15 protein-coding genes and 1 pseudogene are annotated in these 20,957 nt (G+C 43.5%); 2 read left to right on the top strand and 14 right to left on the bottom strand.

Annotated features, from left to right (window positions below; genetic code table 11):
* Positions 1-13: 13 nt before the first annotated feature.
* From AB4Z50_RS24960 to AB4Z50_RS24980, 5 genes are all read right to left on the bottom strand, one after another.
* The gene (locus AB4Z50_RS24960; RefSeq protein WP_441883215.1) at positions 14-1,450 is read right to left on the bottom strand and encodes an arsenic transporter; all 1,437 of its coding nucleotides are present in this window, start codon (positions 1,448-1,450) and stop codon (positions 14-16) included.
* Positions 1,447-1,779: an ArsR/SmtB family transcription factor gene (locus AB4Z50_RS24965; RefSeq protein WP_441883217.1), complete on the bottom strand. Its 333-nt coding sequence runs from the start codon at positions 1,777-1,779 to the stop codon at positions 1,447-1,449. Before AB4Z50_RS24965 ends, AB4Z50_RS24960 begins: the two co-directional genes overlap by 4 nt.
* A gap of 301 nt (positions 1,780-2,080) precedes the next feature.
* Positions 2,081-3,421 (bottom strand): NAD(P)-binding domain-containing protein, encoded by a 1,341-nt coding sequence (locus tag AB4Z50_RS24970; protein ID WP_441883305.1) that lies wholly within the window; start codon positions 3,419-3,421, stop codon positions 2,081-2,083.
* Positions 3,422-3,488: 67 nt separating this feature from the next.
* Positions 3,489-3,935 carry a MarR family winged helix-turn-helix transcriptional regulator gene (locus tag AB4Z50_RS24975; protein WP_441883219.1) on the bottom strand — a complete coding sequence of 149 codons (447 nt, stop codon included), beginning with the start codon at positions 3,933-3,935 and terminating at the stop codon, positions 3,489-3,491.
* Positions 3,936-4,138: 203 nt separating this feature from the next.
* Positions 4,139-4,273: a hypothetical protein gene (locus AB4Z50_RS24980; protein WP_256710766.1), complete on the bottom strand. Its 135-nt coding sequence runs from the start codon at positions 4,271-4,273 to the stop codon at positions 4,139-4,141.
* A 258-nt stretch (positions 4,274-4,531) separates the two neighbouring features.
* On the opposite strand from AB4Z50_RS24980, the gene pdxR reads away from it, so the two are divergent.
* The gene (pdxR, locus tag AB4Z50_RS24985; RefSeq protein ID WP_441883221.1) at positions 4,532-5,974 is read left to right on the top strand and encodes a MocR-like pyridoxine biosynthesis transcription factor PdxR; all 1,443 of its coding nucleotides are present in this window, start codon (positions 4,532-4,534) and stop codon (positions 5,972-5,974) included.
* A 58-nt stretch (positions 5,975-6,032) separates the two neighbouring features.
* Here the strand turns inward: pdxR and AB4Z50_RS24990 are convergent, their stop codons facing one another.
* Positions 6,033-6,677: a formylglycine-generating enzyme family protein gene (locus AB4Z50_RS24990; RefSeq protein WP_441883307.1), complete on the bottom strand. Its 645-nt coding sequence runs from the start codon at positions 6,675-6,677 to the stop codon at positions 6,033-6,035.
* 213 nt (positions 6,678-6,890) lie between these two features.
* Positions 6,891-9,388, bottom strand: a pseudogene (gene uvrA / locus AB4Z50_RS24995) (excinuclease ABC subunit UvrA).
* A gap of 212 nt (positions 9,389-9,600) precedes the next feature.
* On the opposite strand from uvrA, the gene AB4Z50_RS25000 reads away from it, so the two are divergent.
* A complete protein-coding gene (locus AB4Z50_RS25000) occupies positions 9,601-10,095 on the top strand; it encodes a MarR family winged helix-turn-helix transcriptional regulator (RefSeq protein ID WP_441883223.1) in 495 nt (164 codons plus the stop codon).
* Positions 10,096-10,220: 125 nt separating this feature from the next.
* Here the strand turns inward: AB4Z50_RS25000 and AB4Z50_RS25005 are convergent, their stop codons facing one another.
* From AB4Z50_RS25005 to AB4Z50_RS25035, 7 genes are all read right to left on the bottom strand, one after another.
* Positions 10,221-11,294, bottom strand: coding sequence for a Gfo/Idh/MocA family protein (locus tag AB4Z50_RS25005; protein ID WP_441883225.1), 1,074 nt, complete (start codon positions 11,292-11,294; stop codon positions 10,221-10,223).
* Between the two features lie 4 nt (positions 11,295-11,298).
* Positions 11,299-12,297 (bottom strand): Gfo/Idh/MocA family protein, encoded by a 999-nt coding sequence (locus AB4Z50_RS25010; protein WP_441883227.1) that lies wholly within the window; start codon positions 12,295-12,297, stop codon positions 11,299-11,301.
* Positions 12,298-12,343: 46 nt separating this feature from the next.
* Positions 12,344-13,150 carry a phytanoyl-CoA dioxygenase family protein gene (locus AB4Z50_RS25015; protein WP_441883229.1) on the bottom strand — a complete coding sequence of 269 codons (807 nt, stop codon included), beginning with the start codon at positions 13,148-13,150 and terminating at the stop codon, positions 12,344-12,346.
* Positions 13,151-13,497: 347 nt separating this feature from the next.
* Positions 13,498-17,364 carry a discoidin domain-containing protein gene (locus AB4Z50_RS25020; RefSeq protein WP_441883231.1) on the bottom strand — a complete coding sequence of 1,289 codons (3,867 nt, stop codon included), beginning with the start codon at positions 17,362-17,364 and terminating at the stop codon, positions 13,498-13,500.
* A 358-nt stretch (positions 17,365-17,722) separates the two neighbouring features.
* Positions 17,723-19,111, bottom strand: coding sequence for a stalk domain-containing protein (locus AB4Z50_RS25025; RefSeq protein WP_441883233.1), 1,389 nt, complete (start codon positions 19,109-19,111; stop codon positions 17,723-17,725).
* A 131-nt stretch (positions 19,112-19,242) separates the two neighbouring features.
* On the bottom strand, positions 19,243-19,794 hold the full coding sequence (locus AB4Z50_RS25030) for a YdhK family protein (RefSeq protein ID WP_441883235.1): 552 nt from the start codon (positions 19,792-19,794) through the stop codon (positions 19,243-19,245).
* A gap of 247 nt (positions 19,795-20,041) precedes the next feature.
* Complete coding sequence (locus AB4Z50_RS25035; RefSeq protein WP_441883237.1) at positions 20,042-20,707, bottom strand: FusB/FusC family EF-G-binding protein; 666 nt, start codon at positions 20,705-20,707, stop codon at positions 20,042-20,044.
* Positions 20,708-20,957 lie beyond the last annotated feature (250 nt).

Genomic DNA, 20,957 nt, shown 5'->3' on the forward strand with positions numbered 1-20,957 from the left:
TATTATCGGCCTCCTATATTCTCGAGTTAACTTTTACGATCTCTTCTTGAAATCTCGTTTTGCCCATTTTCGAGCTTATCCTAGCATTTATCCATATGGCGATTAGAACCAAAATGGCGGTAATTACGGCAATCAACACCCATACATTAATGCTTGTTGAATGGATGAAATGCAGCCACATATACAACCCTGTTAATGTGATAAAGAGCGTTGGGATCGTGAGAATGATACCCGTTTTAAAATAATTTCCCCATGTGATTTTTACACCCTTACGTGATAATACGTGCAGCCACAATAGTGTCGCGAGCGATCCGATGGGTGTCATTTTAGGTCCCAAATTACTGCCGATAACGTTGGCATACACCAAAGATTCACGAATGACGCCTTGCGTTGCTGTTCCTTTTATGGCTAATGCATCGATCATCACGGTTGGCATATTGTTCATGACCGAAGACAATATCGCAGCAAGGAATCCCATACCGATAGTGGAGATGAATAGTCCCTTGTCGGCGATGGCTTGAATGACTTTTCCTAGTTCATCTGTAAGTCCCACATTACGAAGTCCATAAACAACCACGTACATGCCAATGGAGAAGATGACAACTGCCCAAGGAGCGCCCTTGACCAGCTTCCAAGTTTGAATAGCCGGGCTGCGTCGAGCAGCTAAAATAAACAAGATTGCAGCGACGCCTGCTATGACGGAAATTGGAACATGAATGTATTGAATTAAAAGGTATGCGAGAAGTAACATGGCTAAGATTACCCACGAAATTCGGAACATCTTCTTATCTTTTATAGCTTCAGACGGCTTCTTGAGCTGTTTTAAATCGTAGTGACCTGGGATGCTTTTACGGAAGAACAAAAACAAGACCAGAAGGCTCGCCAACAGCGAAAAAAAGTTCGGAATAATCATCCGGCTAGCATACTCGATAAAGCCGATTCCAAAAAAATCAACGGAAACGATATTAACGAGGTTACTGATTACAAAAGGGAGCGAAGTTGTGTCTGCGATAAAACCGCTGGCCATAATGAATGGCAAAATCATTTTCTGATCAAATTTGAGTGCACGCACCATCGCAAGCACAATAGGTGTTAAAATAAGCGCGGCGCCGTCATTGGCAAAGAAAGCCGATACTGCTGCACCAAGAAGAACAACATAAACAAACATAAGCTTTCCATTGCCTTGTGCGAGCCGCGCCATGTGAAGCGCCGCCCATTCGAAAAAGCCGATTTCATCTAAAAGAAGCGATATTACGATAATGGCTACAAAGGCAAGCGTAGCATTCCAAACAATACCCGTAACCGTACTAACATCAGCAAAGCTTACGACGCCAAACAGAAGAGCCAGAATAGCTCCGGCAGCTGCCGACCAACCAATACTTAGTCCTTTTGGTTGCCAGATTACAAACGTGAGCGTAAGCAAAAAGATTAAAATGGCAATGAGTGTCATACTTCCCCCTGTGTATCACAGCTGTAATTTTTTAAGCCTGCTATTTTTTCTTTCATGGAAGGCAGGTACGGATACACGCACTGTACATAGGCTTCCGCATCCGGATTAAGGGAGTAATATACCCACTGCCCTTTTTTCTTTTCATTTAGAAGTCCGGCTGATTTTAGTTTTCGTAGATGCTGGCTGGCATTTGGCTGAGACATCCCGATAATGTCAGTGATATCACATACACATAGTTCCTTTTCTTTGAGCAGTGCTACGATGGTTAACCGCGTTTTATCGGCTAATAATTTATAAGCCTCGGCCATTTCCTGTATCGTTTGCTCCATATGTAGTACCTCCCTCTGTTTTCTCCCGTTGGCTTCTTTTCATTTCATAATTATATAACTAACTACTTATATAATCAATGGCGAATATGATGAGATGTGAAAATTTCGAGTGTTTATAACCATTCAAAGTCGCCCCTTCTTCCTAAATAAACAAAACAAAGGGCATTAGATTGAATAAATGCCCTTTGTTTTAGGTTGTTTGAAGTAGAACGTTGCTCATACTGGCTACGAAAGTAGACGGAACATTTCGGTATTCCTAGAATACTAGGCAAATTACTTGCTGGAACATCGTATATTATTTCTACTTTTGATCTGGCCCACAGCAACTGTCTCCGCCGCCGACACCAATGCTACAAACACCTGTCTCCGGCAATTCCAGCTCTACTTTACGAGCAGACTCCATATCCCCCACTAAAGCGGCTACAATCGATCTAACTTGCTCATAGCCGGTTGTCATTAAGAAGGTCGGTGCTCTTCCATAGCTTTTGGCACCCACAATGTAAAAATCTTTCTCAGGTTGACGTAATTCGAGTTCACCATGAGGTCTAACTGTACCGCAGCTATGAACGTTTGGATCGATTAGTGGCGCTAACTCATATGCACTTTCAAGACTCGGGTCCGTCATCACTCTTACCTCACGGACAAATGATAAATCAGGACGTGAGCCTGTGTTGCATACGATCTCGTCGACACCGTCAATAAAAGCTTTCTCTGATCCAACCGTACCGATAACATGAATTTTCCCGTTACTCTCCTTTAATTCTTCAATATAAAACGAGGTCATCACTTTCAAAATTCCCGATTCTACTAATTTTTGAATTCGATTTCCGAGTTCACCCCTAGCCGGTAATCCATCTAACTCACGTCCGCCATAAACATTCTCAAGATTATGTTTTCGTATTGCCCATACAATTTCAGTCTCGTTTGTTTGCTTTTGAAGTTTGCCAAGTTCCAAAAGTGTATTAATAGCGGAATGACCGCTTCCAACGACAAGGACTTTTTTTCCGCGGTAACGTTCTTCATCCTTTCCGAGCAAATCTGGGATGCCATAATATATTTGATTGCTAAGCGCTTTTTCTTCTAATAAGAACACACCATCCGAACGAAGCGGGTTTGGATTTGACCATGTTCCCGTGGCATCAATAACCGCTCTTGCTTCAAAAAGATGTTGGCTGCCATTTTGGGTGGCGTGAATGGCAAAAGGCAAATCATCACGACCGTTCGTTTTAACTTTACTTAAACCCTTACGGCTAATGGCAGTCACCTTCGTATTCAAATGAATAGACGGACTTATTTCAGAGAGCTCTGATAGAGGCTTTAAATATTGTTCTACAAGTTCTTTCCCTGTTGGAATATCCGTATTTTGTGGTGTGATCCAGTTGGTTAAAAGCAACAATTGTTTAGCTGCTTTATCGATGTTATATTCCCATGGGGAAAAGAGTCTTACATGCTCCCATTTTTTAATATTTGCTCCGATATCGCAACCAGCTTCTAAAAGTAAAAATGACTCTCCTTTTAAACGTAAATGTGCAGCAGCCGCAAGACCTACCGGTCCAGCTCCTATAATTGCAATTGGCAAATTGCTTTTTTCGTTGTCATGTACCTCACAGCAGCTAATTTGGTTAACAGGAATACTTTTCATCATTTTATTTCCTCCTCGATATTATTTGCAAATTGCAAGTATTAGTGATTTTTTAAGGGATAAATAATTATCCCAGTGTTGTACAACATACTTTCGATTTTGCCATGCTGTCGTTAAGCAATTTTATCGAGTTTATGACCATGTCTTGTTCAAATTCAGACATATGCGAAAAGACCTCTTTTAAATAGTCATTCATTTGGCCATCAATGACTGTTGAAATGTACTTGCCTTCAGTCGTTAACGTTAAAATATTGATTCTCCGGTCTTCAGGAAGTTGTGTTTTCTTCACCAATCCTAACTTCACAAGGCTTTGAACTTGGCGGCTAAACGTCGTGATGTCTATGGATAGTGAATCCGCCACCTGCTGAATCGATGGATTATGTTTTCGATCGATCTCATAAATAATATGGCTTTGAATTAATGAGATATCCACTCCGCCCGCTGTGCAACAATTTTTATCCAGAAGCCCAAACCGGCGAGTCATTATTTGAAACATCTCTCTAGTGTTCTCCACTTGTTTCACCTCTTGATCTATTTATAACGCAATTATTTGCAAAATGCAAGTAATGATTGAATGTTGACCTTTTATTTTTTATCGTAAGAAATTACGCAGAACTATTAAGAAGAACACAAAAAAACCAGTAACAACAAAGCTTTTGTCGTTACTGATTTCCACTTCCTGTGCAATTTGTTGTTGTAGCTCACAATCTTTTTTTTTTAATTATTTAGGTTGCTGTCATCATGATCTTCCCAACGTCTTGAATACGCTTTGTTCGTGATCCAAAATGTAATCCATGAAAGAATGGCTACGATTATAAAAGATACAATCCATACGCCGATAGGTACTTGCATATGATTTCCCCCTATATGTTAGCAGTATATTTTTGATCCCTAATACGTGCAGTTCATTGAAATGTGAATTAACGTTTATCATAAAATAAAAAGCGAAAAAACGAACCATCCAAATCGGATGAATTACTACCATCCAATTCGATTGGTTTTCATTTAACTGTCATAGTTAGGTTGAAAACAGCCTCTTTCAGTTTGAAAATCAGTGGTATGATAATCATGACTATAATGTTTTATTTACAAGCAAGGGATGTGAACCTGATGTGGGAACTTGAGAGGAAAAGTAAAATTCCTATATATAAACAAATTACCGATCATCTAGAAAGACGGATTTCCTACGGTGAATTCCCTCCTGGCAGCTTGCTTCCATCTGAGAGAAAATTGGCTGTACAACTAGGCGTAAACCGCAGTACAGTCATTTTGGCATTTGCCGAGCTTCGATCGATGGGGATTATTGAAAGTCAGACAGGCAGTGGAACGCGTGTATCCAAAACAAAATGGGGAGCCACTCCCAAGCACACGCCTAATTGGAGTCGGTACGCTGAGGGCGGCAGCTTTCTACCTAACTTGCCCTTTATGCGAAGAATTCGTGAAGCGCTCAATCAAAACCCCTCTCTCATCGATTTTGCTAGCGGTGAGCTGTCGGCAGATTTGGCTCCAAATGATGAAATTACAACGTTGATGAGCGAGAATAAATATACTTCATATTTGGGTTATGATAATCCTCAAGGGTATATTCCGCTTAGACAAGCATTGGTATCCTATCTAGATCAACATCGGGGTATTAAGACAACGGAATCATCGATTTTGATCACATCGGGATCTCAGCAATCGTTATATTTAATAACCCAGTGTTTGTTGTCGCCTGGCGACGCGGTTGCGATTGAAGATCCTTCCTACTGCTATTCTCTGCCTATGTTTCAATCAGCTGGGCTTAGGTTGTTCCGACTTCCTGTTGACAGTCAAGGGGTATGTCCTGAGGACATTCGTGCTTTATACAAAAAACATCGGATCAAAATGGTGTTCATGAACCCCAACTATCAGAACCCAACAGGTACAGTGTTCGGTGCTGAACGCCGCAAACAGCTGCTTGACGTCGCAAGCGAGTTGGCGCTACCTATTGTCGAGGATGACCCATTTAGCTTAACGGACTATGAAGGTTTACCGCCTTCACCGCTGAAATCAATGGATTCAATTGGGTCTGTCCTCTATATCGGTTCTTTTTCCAAAATAGCTGCATCTGGCATGCGAATAGGTTGGATGGTTGCCCCTAACTCCATTGTGGAGAGACTTGCTGACGCAAGGCAGCAAATGGATTTTGGACTTAGCGTTATACCGCAGCAGGTAGCGGCACAATTTTTGAAGTCCAATTACTTTGAACCTCATCTTGACCGCTTGCGAATGCAGCTCCAATATAAACGAGATTTACTTATTGAAGCATTGCAGAAGGAACTTCCAGGATTGGTTACGTTTACTGCCCCACAAGGTGGTCTTCATCTATGGTGTAAGCTAGTTCCGGATGTTCACGATGGAAAGCTGCTGGAGGAGTCCATTAAAAGAGGGATTGTTTTTGTTCCTGGTAGTGTGTACGGATCGGATTCTGGTTTCGTAAGATTTACTTTTGCTCGAGCAAAAGAAGCTGAAATTGGTTTAGGAATCTCCAAATTTGCTGATGCGCTGCGTGAGCTTATGAATAGCAAATAGCTTAATAGGAATTAGAAATAACCGCCGAGGTCTATACCTCCGCGGTTATTATCAATCGTTAACATGATTTGGCAAGGCGAAACCCAAGGTCGTCAATACAAAATGACGGATGACTGCGACGACGACAAGTAGCTCCGCAGCCTCTCGCTTCTTCAGCCCAGCTGCCGCCCCGAAAAATGCGATATGAGCCATATACCTGCTCATCATATAAATCCCAGCACCATTCCCAGACATTTCCTAACATATCATATAAACCCCATGCGTTGGGTTCTTTTTTACCTACTTCATGAATGCTGTCTCCCGAATTTCCATTGTACCAAGCGATTTTATCAATCTCTCCGTATTGATAGCCAGCTGTTCCTGCTTTACACGCATATTGCCACTCTGCCTCTGTCGGGAGGCGATAGCCATCAGATTCCCAATCACATTCAATATGATCTCCATCCTGACTGAATGAGTAACACTCTGTTAATCCTGCATTCAGGGACAGTAAATTACAAAAATAAATGGCTTCATTCCAAGAGATATTGACCACTGGTCTTTGATCACTACTCAAAGAAAGAGGAGATTTTTTGGTTACAGCTAAATACAATTCCATCGTTACGGGATAAGGTGAAAGATAAAAGGGTTTAATATCAGACTTCCATTTTCGCTTCGTCCGGTCATCTCTTAATTCAATTACTCCAGCTGGAATGCTTACCATTGGGTATTCATTATGTTTATTTAGAGCATTAGAAACGGTGATCTCCTCCTTTGATTTAAATGTTGCACTACTGTAATTTACCATAAATTAGTGATTCGTTATAATAGTAATTGAATTTTACTCTCCATTTGGAATAGTTAACAAAAAAAGGTACTGTTAGCATGACAGTACCTTCACTACGTATTGATTTAGCAATAGATTGGCAAGCTATAATTACTGCCTTTTAGCCAACATTTCCTTTAAGAACATACCCGTATACGACTCTGCCACTTCCGCTACACGCTCAGGCGTGCCTTCTGCTACTAATTTTCCGCCGGCTGCGCCCCCTTCTGGGCCGATATCGATAACCCAATCGGATTCTCGTATCAGTTCCAGACTATGCTCAACAACGATTACCGTATTGCCTGTATCAACCAGCTTGCTGAGTAAAGTATGGAGCTGCTTAATGTCAGATGGATGGAGGCCTGTAGTCGGTTCATCCAGCAGGTAGAGCGTATGGTTTTTGGAAGGCTTGCTCAGCTCTTTCGCCAGTCTGATCCGCTGTCCTTCGCCGCCAGATAACGTTTTGACCGATTGCCCCCATTTCAAGTAGCCTAGTCCGACTTCACAAAGCATCTCGATAATACCTGTTATCTTTGTTTCATTTTTGAGAATAGCTAAGCTTTCCTGCACAGACATATTCAGCAAATCCGATATAGAGTATCCTTCATACTGAACCTGCAAAACCTCATCCGTAAATCGTTTTCCTTTGCAGTCAAGACACTTTACCTCCAGATCAGGCAAGAAGTTCATATCAACGGAAAGCACACCTAGACCCTGACAGGTCTCACAACGACCACCAGAGGTGTTAAATGAGAAATGTTTGGTTGTCAGTTTTCTTTTTTTAGCTTCAGGCAGGCCGGCAAACAACTGGCGCAGCTGCGTAAACACATCCGTATACGTTGCTACGTTGGAGCGCTGCACTCGTCCCATGGGTGTCTGGTCAAATATAACGACATTTCCGACATGCTCCAAGCCCGTTATTTCCTTGCACCCTATTCGGTCCAATTCTTTCTGACTTCCTTCTGCAAGGATATCAAAAACAAGCGTGGATTTGCCGGAGCCAGATACTCCTGTAACTGAAACGAGACAGCCAAGCGGGAATGACACAGTTGGAATGTCAACATTACGGAGTTTAGCTTGCTCGATTGTAATAAACTGACCATTGCCTGTTCTGCGGACGCGTACAGGAGTTGAGCCATTCTCTTCTCTCAAATAAGCGCCTGTAACCGAAAGCTTACTGGACATTAAATCCTCCAGACTTCCTTCGCCTACGACGGTTCCAACCCAGCGCCAGGACCTATATCGATGATATGGTCTGCAGCACGCATCATCTTAACATCGTGTTCGATTACGAGTACTGTATTGCCTAAATCACGAAGCTGCTGAAGTACTCGTATGAGACCGGATGTATCACAGGGATGAAGACCCGTGGTCGGTTCATCCAAAATATAAAGTACTCCGGTGAGGCCAGAACCGAGCAGCGATGCGAGCCGCAGCCGCTGTGCTTCGCCGCCGGATAACGAAACGGTTTGCCGATTCAGGGAAAGATAGCCTAGGCCAACATCAATGATTCGTTTTAGCCTAGTAGGCATATCATGCAGAATGGGTTCGAGTAGATAATGACCTTCAGGCGGGAGCGTCTCTTGTAATTCCTCGGTCCACTTAAATACATCACTGAGTGACCATTCCGATACATCGGAGATGGTTGAGCCGGCTACTTGAACAAGACGAACTTCTTTCTTAAGGCGTGCACCTAGGCATTCCGGGCAAAGCTGTTCATGAAAAAAACTTCCCTCTTTTTCCGCAGTGCCTGTTTCCCCTTCTTTTTCTTTATAACGCCGCCATAAACCAGGGATGACCCCTTCGAATTTTGTACCTTGGACAGGCTTCACATTTGGATAATGCCCCTTAAAGGCTTCACTCTCGACACCATAATATAACAAATCGCGCTGTACCTCTCCGAAATCCTTTAAAGGCTGATCCGGATCAAATGCAAAGCCGTAATGCTTTCCTGCCGCCATCAAAATACGAATTTGAATATCGCGATGAACCCCGTTCAGAGAAGCCACTCCTCCATCGCGCAAACTGAGCTCCGAATTGAAAACGGCTGCTTCATTAATGCTTGCCACATGTCCAAGCCCACTGCAAGCTCCGCAAGCTCCTTCTGGCTTGTTGAAGGAAAAGTGCGACATTCCTAGCTGCTCAAGCGCTGCTCCGCAGTGAGGACAGCCTATCATTTGATGATCCATTTCCTCATCTTCATCGGCCATTGCACCTATGAGCTCAAATGAAGGAGCTATGTGACCGCTGCAAGAAGGGCAAATCCGCTCCCCTAGTCGCGAGAAGATAAACCTTACAAACGTATAGATATCGGTTACTGTTCCGACTGTTGAGCGCGGATTTCGATTGGTAACATGCTGTCCAACGCTGATGGAAGGTGACAATCCTTCGATAGACTCAACCTTCGGCTTCCCTATTGAATCCGAAGTCATGCCCATGGAGTCCAAATACTGCCTTTGGCATTCTCTTTGAAGTGTATCCATTGTCAAAGTTGATTTGCCAGATCCTGATGGACCTGTAAGAACGACCAGCTTGTACTTTGGAATTGAAAGGGAAACATTTTTCAGGTTGTTTTCACGTGCACCTTTAATAAAAATGGTATCTTTCATAAAAATCCTCCTCATAATAAATAATTATTCTATGTCTTATAGCATTCCGATCTCAAATATGGATTAAAGTGTTTAGCCATCATGACTAAAGTTTTTGCAAATTATGAATGATTTCGATAGAATGAACTTGATTAAATTCATTTCATCTAATATCTTTATAACAAAGTATCTCGAAATCCGAGATACCCATATCTTAAAAGGAGGTTTGTCCTTTGTCAAGCGAGCAACAAGTGCAAGCGACCGATCAGCAGGAACAATTCGTCGCACGTATGCGCGGACTAGGAAGCCGAACAGTTTTGTACCAACAAAATGTAGCTGCTGCTCTCGGCTTATATAATAATGATTTTTTATCTGTGGATATTTTACGTGAAAAAGGACCAATCACAGCCGGTGAGTTGTCCAAACTAACTGGGCTTGCTACTGGAAGTGTGACAGCATTAATTGACCGCCTTGAAAAATTCGGTTACGTACGCAGGCAAAACGATCCCAATGACCGTCGCAAAGTGATTATTGTTCCGCTCTATGAACAGAAAGAAGATGTCAGCAATACGTATATTCCACTTCACAACGAGATGGTGAAGCTGGCTTCCTCCTATACAGATGCAGAGCTGGAACTGATTACACTGTTTCTAGAGAGAGCCGGCAAAGTACTAGATGATCAAATTGATCACCTCAGCTCTGCAAAAAGCACTAAATCTTCATCTTAAATATAGGGCACACCAATTGAAAAGGACGATATCCAGAAGTCTAATGACCTCAGGATACCGTCCTTTAAAGCAATTCATATTATTATCGTCCTTCTTACTTTTTACTTTTGTCCTTGAGCTGCCTATCAATCGAAGTAGATCGTTTTTCCGGTTTCGGCTGATAAGTAAACCGCTTCCAGAATAGCCGATACCACCATCGCCTCTTCAGGCTTAACGAGCGGATCGGTGTCGTTCACAATACTGCTGATCCACTGCTTGGCTTCATACTCGAAATCAGTCAGGTTTTCTCCACGGAATTGCTCTCTCTCGGTTGCTTTCACGTCGATGACGTTGAGAAATAAGCTGCCGTCCCTCTCACCGTTAATGCGCAGACCATCATGAAAATCAGCACCGCCCTTCGTACCGCACAAATATGATCCTTCAGATTTGGCGATATTAAGTGCCCAGCTGGTTTCAATTGAAACGACAGCACCGTTTTTGAATTTCACATAACCAAAAGCGGAATCTTCTACTTCAAACTGCTCTGGGTCCCATGATCCCCATTCATTAGCTGCATTTTCTGTATCCTTCAGCTTCTGAAACACACTGCCTACAACACTGTGAGGTTCATAATTGTTCATCAGCCATAGGATGAGATCCAGTGAATGGGTGCCAATATCGATCAAAGGTCCGCCGCCTTGTTTCTCTTTATCCAGAAATACTCCCCATGTAGGAACCCCTCTACGCCTTGTTGCAACCGCTTTGGCATAATAGATCTCGCCAAGCTCATCATTCTCGATCATTTTTTTTAACAGCAACGACTGAGCTTTGCTGCGGTTCTGGTAGCCGACTGTCAGCTTCTTGCCGGTTCTAACATGAGCTTCGTACATCGCTTTCGCTTCGGCACTGGTCTTGGCCATCGGCTTCTCACACATAACGTGTTTGCCTGCTTCCATGGCATCGATTGAAATGACGGCATGTGAAATATTTGGCGTCAATACATGAATGACTTCAATATCCTCCATGGCTAATAGCTGCTTATAATCGGTAAAAACCTTCGCGCCGGGAACTCCATACTTCTCAGCAGCTTCGCGCGCTCTTTCTTCGATTAGATCGCAGAATGCGACCATCTTTACATTACCCACCTTGGCTAAGCTTGGCATATGTTTGCCGCCAGCAATCATGCCGCATCCGATAATACCTACCTTTACTGTTCGCATCTAATTAATTTCCTCCTTGCCGTTTAAAATCTACCGTTCTTCTCTCGTGATGTGCGATATATGCCGTTTCAAGAAGCTCCGTCAGCTTTGTTCCGTCCTCGAGTCCAAATGGCATCGGCTTGTCGTTCAGAATGCCATCCACCCATTGTGTTAGTGGAAGCGGCTGCTCCTTTGGAAGCTGTCGAGGTGAAATCCAGCCTTGGAGCGGTGAATCGGTATGTTTGGAAGCAAATTTAACATCTTCTCCGGATATGATCAGTGTCCCTTCCGTACCGTATAGTTCAAACGCAGATGGCGTCGAGTAAGTAACAAGGCTCGTTTCCAGCAGCGCAACCGCGTTGTTAGCAAACTCAATCGAGCATTGTGCATTATCTTCAACAGCCCGGCCCGTAAAATAATTAAACATGGATGTAATTCGTCTCGGCTCACCAAGCAGCCAGCTTGCCAAATACATCGGATGGCAACCAAGATCCATCATAGCTCCGCCGCCTGCCTGTTTCTCATCGTACCAGTATTCAGGCAGCCAATTGTTTAATGCTCCGTCGTGACCATTTCGGATACGCAGCAGCGTAACGGCGCCAAGCAGCCCATCATCCAGAAGCTGTTTTGCGAATAAATGGTGAGGCCTTGTTCGAGCGGGAAAAGATATACAAAACTTCACGCCGGATTTTTGTACAGCAGCCGTAATTTTGTCGCATTCGGCTACCGTAAGCGCCATCGATTTCTCTGTGAAAATATGTTTTCCAGCTTGCGCAGCAGCAACCATGACTCCCGCGTGCATGCTGGTAGGGGCATCAATGACAACAGCATCTACGTCTTCCCTTTGAAGCAGCGTATCCAGATCAGATTCAAAAGCAGCTCCGAGCTCTGCTGCCCACGTTCGCCCTCTCTCCGTTATTTCATCCCAAACTGCTGTTATGTTTACGTTCCCAAGTGATTGCAGGTGTTTGGCATATCCATCAGCATGAACATGCCATTTGCTAATCATCGCGACATTTAACATTCGAAAATCCCTCCATTATTCAAATATTTGCTTAAGCGGCGAATAACTAATCTTTAAAAGCCGTTGCGGGGTACCCGGCGCCAAATGGCGCGTCTGGCCGCTCATATTCTCCTGCTAAGTAACGGCGCATAGGCGTTGTACGCTCCAAATAGTCCGTGTTGTTTGTAAAGCGATCGGAGAATCGAACCCAAGGCGGACTATAAATATAATGTGCGGTATAACGGTCGTAATCTCCGTCATGATAATATGTACGATGCCAAACCGCGTTATGGAAGAGCAATACAGATCCGGCAGGCGCACAAATGACATGTCCTACAGGCAAATCACCTTTGTCGCGGCGGATGTCTGCCGGGAGTGGAACTTGGGCTCTATGGCTGCCTGGAATCATCTCCATGTTGCCCATCCTAGGCAGCGATTGGTCAGTGAGTAAATAGGAAGCACGAAGCTGCAGCAGAGGAATCGGATAAGCTAGTTGATTAAAATCGTAGGCTCCTGAGCCATCCTGATGCCAGCCGCCTGCTCCTCCAAATGCAGGCTGCTTCGTGCACCAAGCGGATTGAAGAATGAAACGATCGCCATATAATGCTCTCACTTTTGGGAGCACCGCAGGGTGATCAATCAACTGGTCCAGCGTGGGTTCACTTTCAAATCCTCGGCCAACCTGAGCCCATCCGGTTGTACCTTCTCTCTCATGCAGGCGAATAGATGCCTCCAAACATTGCTGTGCTTGGTCAGCGGTTAATACATTAGGAATGATCAAATAACCCCACGACTCGAACATGAAACGGTCAAGCTCTGTGAATTCACCGGGTTGCGAAATGGCATTAAGTCCTTGACTGTGCTCGGCATTCATGCGATAACCTCCTGCTTTCTGGAGTGAACTGCTTCTTTTATATATAAAATATGAACGGTAATTCATTTAATGCATAGAATGCTTGGATTATTCCGATTATTTTTATTTAAATCATCAACATTTTGGTTAACTAATCGCTTTGTGTTATCTAATAAACGACGTTATCAACTAATTGCTCTTACAATTGTTTGTTTTTCAGATTCATTTTCTAAAATCGTATATATTTAATATGTATTTTGAGATTTTCCATTTTCGTTGAATAGCTTTGATAAACATAAAAAAAATGGAGGAGTTCCGAAGAACTCCCCTACACAGGCATTTCTTATTGTTACTGAATGATCAATCTGTTACTGAATGATCAAACCAAATCCATTCTGAATGTAATTCGTGTTGGGATGAGCGATATTGCTAGTCGTCAGGTTGTTGAACGTTGCTGATCCATTCCCCGTATAGGTGTAAATTGCCGCACCTGGATGCGGTGATGTGAACCGCGATGTAAGGATTCCATCACGTCCCGTACCATTAATATTGATATTGTTGAACACGATATTTTCAAATCCGCCGCCATATCCAAACTGGATTGCACTGCGCTGCGTATTGATAATATCAATGTTGGTAAACGTCACGTTTTTGATGGAATCGTTAGATGCCTCCAAATCGATAGCTCCGCGTTCACCATTGTAGAGGTCTTTACTGGTTCCGCTGTTTATAATCGTTGTATCCGAGAACAAAATGCCGGTATTGTTCTGGAAATGGTAGCCTGGGAATACAGTGTTCATTCGAATGCCAGATCCGCCGACAGTGTCGATGATCAAGTTGTTAGTAGCCTTATGTCCTCCCCCGCCGAAAAATGCAATAGCAGCCGCACGCCAGTTATTCTCAATCGTATTAAACGAGAAAGTATTGTTGACACCCGCGCGGGCACCATTTACATTACTCGTCCATACGGCAAGACCATCATCACCGTTATTTCGGACGCTGCTGTTGCGAACAGTCGAATTACTTGTGCCTTGAGCGAAGTTGACACCATCAGCAAGATTATTTCGGATACGGCTATTTTCGATCACTAGCCCATCCGCATAAATTGCTGGTGTATGTGCATAATCCCCTACCCAAAAACCGCATTCAAAGTGCTCAACCCATACATTGTGTACCTTTGAATTTTTTCCGAAATTGTCCATAAAGCCCTTGTAAATAGCACCCTCGTGATAGCGTGAACGCAGTTTGGAATTCATATAAATATTGCTAAAATCAAGCTTGCCTTCGACACGGAATGAAATGCCGCCCGATGCTACATTAGGGTTGGTAAACTGGATGTTTGTATGCCAGATGCCTGCACCCATGATCGTAATATCATTAATCATGCTACTGACAGAACCGACCTTCCACATGTTTCCGAGATGGAATGTTCCTTCCGGTATATACATGATTTTCCCAGTAGAAACCGCTGATGTTACAGCAGCTTCGAAAGCTGCAAGATCATCGAGGCCATCGTTTGCAACAGCGCCAAAATCCGTTACAGAAACCGAGTTGGCTGGGCGGGGAATCGCAGCAGGAACCTGCTCGATTTCAAGGAAGTCTACACCATATTCGAGATTGTCTGCATTGCTTTTTTGGATTCGTATGGTATCGCCAGGTTGAAGGGCTGTGTCTAGTTTCCAATGCACCTCATCAAATCGGAAGAGCGGACGTCCTCCGGATGGAGTGTCAGCTGGTTGATCACTCGCGAAATACTGCCAGTTGTAGTAGGATGTGAGCGGGATGGTCTTGGCTTTGACACCATTGACGTAAACATCAAGTGATCCGCTGAGCCCCATGCCATCTGACGAGTCAGGCATCGTAAATCTCATCGTAACGCCTACTCCGCCCTCCCCTTGCCTTACGTTCCACTGAAGATATGAGCCATTCGATGGAAGTGACACGTAGCTCTGACCAGATGCCTCGGATGCAATCAGCGCCTGATCGAATGTCGGTGCAGATTGTAAAGTTGCCCCTCCACCACGAGTCGCATCCTGCGTATCGTACCTGTTGTAAGGCATGCTAGCACCTCGAGCAGAATAAACGACTAGACTTGTTGAATTCGTGTTATTTGCTTGCTTAATTGCTAATTCATTGGCATCAACAGCAACGATTGTTGATACGGTGTAGTTGCCAGTTACTGCTGTCCATGTTCCAGGAATACTGACATTTGCAGATGCGCCAGCTGCTAAAGTACCGCTAAATGACCCGTTGTAGGTCTGAATGGTAGAGCCGGCTGAATTTTTAAGAATAACGGTTACGCCATGGGTGCCGATTGCTGAAGAAATGTTTCCTTGATTTTTAAGGATAACGTTGAAAGCGACTGTGTTGCTGGCAACTGGATTACTAGGTGTCCAGGATACAGCTCCAATTAAATCGGAACTGGCTACAGGAGCGACAATGAGTGAAGATGGATTCGTGTAGCTGTTGTTGGCATCATTTTGCTCAATAATTGCATTGTTCTCATCTACCTTCGAGCTTACTGAGTACGTAGCTGCTGTTTTGGCACCAACATTAAGTGACACTGTTGCTGAAGCACCGGCTGCTAGTGCGGCTGCTGGAGCAGATCCGGCAAGCGTGTTATTAAGGTAGAAGTTGACTTTAGTCGCCGGGGCACTGGCGTTGCCGATATTCTTAACTGTTGCGTTCAGTGTAATTTCATTTGTCTCTATTGGTGAGACCGGTGCCCATGACATGCCTGTAATCGTCAAATCAGGGTTTTGAGCAGGCGTTCCGTATACTTGAAACTCAGCGATTTGACCGCCAGGTGCGCCGGAGTTCGTCGTAATATTCAACTGCAGACGTTTAACCGTCGAGGTAATCGGAATCGCTACCGTATTGCCCGAAGCTGGATTAAACGTATAAGCTTGCGCCGACACTAAGCTGCTGAAGGTTGTTGAGTTTTGGTTATGGCCTAGTACTTGAATCGTTTGTGTGCGAGTGCCCCATTCTGTTGAAGGATTCAGCTTCAGCACGATGGAAGTAATGTCATGATTCGCCCCAAGATCAAGAGTTAAGGTGCTTGAAGCGCTGTCGCCTTCCCAATAAGTGGCGGTGTTATTGTCGTTTGCATTCGCTGCAATAAACGTTTGTGTGCTGGATGATGCGCTAATAGCTTTGCCAATAGCGATGTTTCCACCTGGAGGAGTCGTAGGCGTTGCTGTTGGAGTTGGTGTCACTGTTGGCGTAGGAGTTGGCGTTGGCGTTGCTGTTGGAGTAGGAGTTGCCGTTGCTGTAGGAGAAGGTGTAGGTGTAATGATCGTTGAATCAACCGTGATTTGGTCAAGATTGACATTGCCGGAATCGCCTGCATCGTATTTATAAGCAATCGTATTGAAGCCTGCATTTAAAGTGAGAGCCTCTGCTTTCGTTCCCCACGTATCCCAGTTCGCAAGGTTTGGAAGTGAGGTTTGGCGGATTTTTGTTCCGTTAACGTAGATGCTTATTGTTTTTGTGCTTCCGCTAGCATTGGCGTACTTGAGTGTCACGTTGCGGCTGCCTGCCGCGGCTGCACTGACCGTAAACGTTGTTGTCGCACCTTGTGCTAAGTAGCCGTCAACAAATCCAGTGCCGGCATAGCCGGTATGATCCGTATTTACGCTCGCTCCGCCGGACAATGCAGCAGACTCAGCCTGATAGGTGCCCGTAGGCGTTGACGTAGGAGTTGGTGACGGTGTCAGCGCAGTGCCATAAATTTCGAATTCGGATAACTGTGCCGCTGGCCAGCCCGTATTGCCTGTAAAATTCAAGCGAACATAACGTGTGTTCGTTGAAGCGAAGTTAATTGTGACCGAATTGCTTGCAACCGCCGGATTAAATACATAACCGGTAGAAGCTGCAATATTCGTAAACGTTGTTCCATTAACACTGCCTTGAACCGCAAGTGTTTGCGTCCGGGTTTCCCAGCCTGCAGGCAGCTTCAATACGATCTGGTCGATGTTAGTATTGGAGCCGAGATCGACTTGAATCCATTGTGGAAATGCGTTATTTGCACTTTCCCAATACGTTCCTTGGTTGCTGTCTTTCACATTGCTTGGATTGTAGGTTTGAGATTGGCCACTTGCTGTAATGTCTTTGCCGATCGACAGATTTGATCCACCTGCAGCAGAAACGGGAGTAAACGGTCCAGTAGATAGGAGCAAGGTCGAGAATAGCATGGTGACGATGAGCGACCATGCAACATACTTATTGCGCATTATATTCCTCCTCAATAATGTGGGGGTGCGAGAAAATGTGCGATCTACCGAAAAACATACGAATGGGAGCGTTTACAAAAAAGATTGTTTCACTTTTATGCGATTTCCGTATAGCCTTCCGTTCACTTTCCTAGTTCATTATAGAATGATAGACATCCCTCCTCTCGTTGTCACACCCTTACATTATAAAGACATAATTGACCGAGCTATAAGATGTAATATTACGGAAATCGTATGCGATTCAATGATAATAAGACAAATCTAAGCTTCTTTCCTATAAAACAAAAAACCAGTTCAACACATGGGATGTGTTTGAACTGGTTTTGTTCATTTTCTTATTTTGAAGCTTATTTGCGGTTCACTTTATAGTCAAATGTACTTCCTGATTTTTTCCATCCCATACGACATTTGCACCAAGTGCTTGTGCAACGAATCGCAGCGGAATCATCGTACTGCCTTTGACGATTTGAACAGGGGCAGTCAACTTTACAACATTGCCATCAACCGTTGCCTGATTCTTCCACACTTCCATTATGATTGAATGGGAACCGTATTTTACCGTTACGATGTCATTTGAGTAGCTGACCGTACCCCCGAGAGATTCAATAAGTCCCCTGACGGGCACGAATACGGATCCATTTATAAAAGCTGCTTGCGCGTCCATTAGGTGGTATTTATTATTTAAGCGAATGCCGATGCCTTTAACCACTTTTTTAGGTATGATCTTATAGTTGTATTTGTATTTATCGTCACCGTAATACTGACTCAACTTCCCCCAAGATGAAACCGTTCCATCCTTATGCAAAGCTGTACCTGCTCCTTCGCCAATCGCGCTGACCATCTTGACTTGATCTAGTCCTTTCACAGGGTAAAGCTTCTTATCTTGTATAGGCCAAATCCAATAAGATACTTTGCCATCTTTCGTAAGTACAAATGAAAAGGCATGAAAATCTCCCATCCCATCAACAAAGCCCGATACAGCCGAAACGTTTGGAGCGAGCTTGGCCAGATTGAAGCTAGGCTCGGTCAGCCCATAAAGAGAATATCGATTCATAATATACACATTCCAAGAAGAAGTTACGAGTGTTCCATTAGAAATAGAACTGATACCTTTTAAATGGTCTGTTTTCATGCTGCTTTTATCAAGCACTGTGATCGGCAGAAAGGAATCGCCATATTTATCGTACCCCCAAATCCACACTGTCCCATCTTTTGCAAGTGCAATCGGAAAATAACCGTTTCCTTCAATCGCAGCAATATTTTCTAGCTCGCCAATACGGCCGGGTCGAAGCTGCTCTTCCTTACTACTGCCTTCTCTGCAGGCATCATTTTGAATCTGAAATTCACATAATCCACCGATTGACCATACGGTCCCATCTGCTTTTAATGCATAATTACCTGAAATATCAATGACTTTGTCCAAACCTTCCACCTGTGAGGGTTGAACATTAGACAGGCTTGACGTCGTTCCAGGTTTTCTTCCCCAGGTCCACACACTGCCGTCCGTTCTTATGGCGGCATTGCTTTCCGAGATTTTCTTTACTTGATCTAAGATGGGAACGGCTTCAAATGTTTTTTCATTCCATGACCAGAGCACACCTTTTTTATCCAATGCATGATTTCCATCAATGCTGATAATGCCATCTAGAACAGGTAACTGCGCCGCATTTACGGATGCTGGTGTCATAGATAATGAAACAGCACCTACAATGAATAAAATAAGCAAACGGGTTTTTAATCCTCGCAAATCATCACCTCATTGTTTTATTTACAAGGATTAGACGCCATTATTTGTAAAAATGTTCCGTTTTCCTGTATAAAAAAAGACGATTCTCTCTACTATTGAGAAAGAATCGTCGTTTGTTCAGAAACGGTTGATCACTTCGGTGAAAGCTCGCTTTCCGTTACCCATTTATGGTTTTTCATTTTTTCTCCCCCAGTGGTTGGAACGTAATCAAACATATAAACCGTGGTTTGCTCTGCGGAATCAATTGTTGCGGTTGCGCCGTTCATACCCGCCATATGGTCTGCTTGAAGGATAACTTCTGTACCTGGCTCATAGGGTTTGTCGCCTGCATCTTTAATTTCTTCTTGAATAACCCACTTATGACTGGTCACTTTTTCGCCGCCCGTTGTTGGGGTATAAGATACAGCGTAGGCAGTAGTCGTATAGGCGCCCACAATTGTTGCTGTAGCTCCATTCATTCCTGCCATATGGTCTGCTTTTATAATCGCTTCACTCCCCACCTTGTAGGTTGGATTCGTTGCTTCTTTTAACCCTTTAGGAAGCTGACTGCTATTGGAGTGATTCATTTGTGAGTGGTCTTCACCTTGATTGCTGGTCATAGCGTTCTCAGCACTTTCGTTTTTACCGCATCCACTTAAAGCGATTACCGCAGCAACACTAAGTAAAACCAATTGTTTTTTCATTTTATATAACACTCCTCTGTTTATTCGTTCAGTATGTTATTCGCATTATACCCCCAATGGGTATTTCGGAAACGTAATTTCATTTCTTTTCTTAAAAATTTGTTCTTTTGTCCTCCTATCCACTATTCCTTATCCTCATTGTAACTTACACTTTTGAAGAACTTGTGTAGACTGCAATCAGCGATACTGGAAGAAGCAACTCACAATAAAAAAAGAAGCATCAGAATCTCTGATGCTTCTTTTCATTTTATGATTCATGTTTTCCGATGAAGTTGCTGAAGAATTTCTCTAAAACGGTGACATCCGTTATATTTGCGTTGCAGGCTTCGCTGTTTACGCACATATAATTTCCAATGGCCTTGTAGTAATCAGGTGAAGCATTAGCAGGCCTTGATTTCGTAATCGCCGTGAATAACGCAACTTCTTCATGTCTATTGCACAAAAAACAGGTGCTTTTCTTATTTGTTGGCGTAAACTTTCCTTCAATGCCGATAAGCTGTCCGTCTTGACGGTAAATAAGAAACAGCCTATTAGATGCGATATCGGTCCAACCCAAATACGTGACATAACGGTAGTCAATATCAGCTAAATCGGGTACCTTTAGCTTTTTGACTTTTGGAAACAGCTTTTTTATTTGAGCTGCCGTTACTTGAGTGAATTCCGACATCAAAGGCTGCAGCGATTGCAAATAGAATTGAATTTCTTCCGTCCTATTTAACGTTGCAAGCTTCTCTAACTCATGCTTTTGAAGATCAGTTGCGCCCGGGAATGCTTCGGAAATCTTTGTTTGCGTACTATACCTAACCGCTTCAACTACTTTCGGATCGGATACCGTGTTACACGCAGTTTGAAGCAGATGTGCTTGTTTCTTAATTAAATTATATTGATGGTTTCTAATAAATGGTTTATTCATAGCTGTTCAGCCCCTTATTTTTAATGAAAAAAAATATAAGGTGCAAAGCTTTTATTAGAAACGATATGAGCTCCATTGGGCGAAAATATTTCAGTCCGGCCCCACGCAAAGTATCGCCCTAATATTAGGCTTTGCATGAGCAGTTACTTTTCCCGGCAATTTGATTTGCCATTCCTATCACCTCCCTGCCTCTTTACATTATAAAATGAATTCAGATGTTGTTACAACGTGTGAATTCCTCTAAATTTAC

It is taken from the genome of Paenibacillus sp. 2TAB26, from assembly GCF_052115145.1.
Classification (GTDB): Bacteria; Bacillota; Bacilli; order Paenibacillales; family Paenibacillaceae; genus Pristimantibacillus.

Excerpts from the sequence above, each read along its gene's own strand:
- AB4Z50_RS25010 (WP_441883227.1), bottom strand. The coding sequence starts at position 12,297 with ATGTTAAATGTCGCGATGATTAGCAAATGGCATGTTCATGCTGATGGA.
- AB4Z50_RS25035 (WP_441883237.1), bottom strand. The coding sequence starts at position 20,707 with ATGAATAAACCATTTATTAGAAACCATCAATATAATTTAATTAAGAAA.
- AB4Z50_RS25020 (WP_441883231.1), bottom strand. The coding sequence starts at position 17,364 with ATGCGCAATAAGTATGTTGCATGGTCGCTCATCGTCACCATGCTATTC.
- AB4Z50_RS24965 (WP_441883217.1), bottom strand. The coding sequence starts at position 1,779 with ATGGAGCAAACGATACAGGAAATGGCCGAGGCTTATAAATTATTAGCC.
- AB4Z50_RS25015 (WP_441883229.1), bottom strand. The coding sequence starts at position 13,150 with ATGAATGCCGAGCACAGTCAAGGACTTAATGCCATTTCGCAACCCGGT.
- AB4Z50_RS25005 (WP_441883225.1), bottom strand. The coding sequence starts at position 11,294 with ATGCGAACAGTAAAGGTAGGTATTATCGGATGCGGCATGATTGCTGGC.
- AB4Z50_RS24990 (WP_441883307.1), bottom strand. The coding sequence starts at position 6,677 with ATGGTAAGCATTCCAGCTGGAGTAATTGAATTAAGAGATGACCGGACG.
- AB4Z50_RS24960 (WP_441883215.1), bottom strand. The coding sequence starts at position 1,450 with ATGACACTCATTGCCATTTTAATCTTTTTGCTTACGCTCACGTTTGTA.
- AB4Z50_RS25030 (WP_441883235.1), bottom strand. The coding sequence starts at position 19,794 with ATGAAAAAACAATTGGTTTTACTTAGTGTTGCTGCGGTAATCGCTTTA.
- AB4Z50_RS24970 (WP_441883305.1), bottom strand. The coding sequence starts at position 3,421 with ATGAAAAGTATTCCTGTTAACCAAATTAGCTGCTGTGAGGTACATGAC.
- AB4Z50_RS24980 (WP_256710766.1), bottom strand. The coding sequence starts at position 4,273 with ATGCAAGTACCTATCGGCGTATGGATTGTATCTTTTATAATCGTAGCC.
- pdxR (WP_441883221.1), top strand. The coding sequence starts at position 4,532 with ATGTGGGAACTTGAGAGGAAAAGTAAAATTCCTATATATAAACAAATT.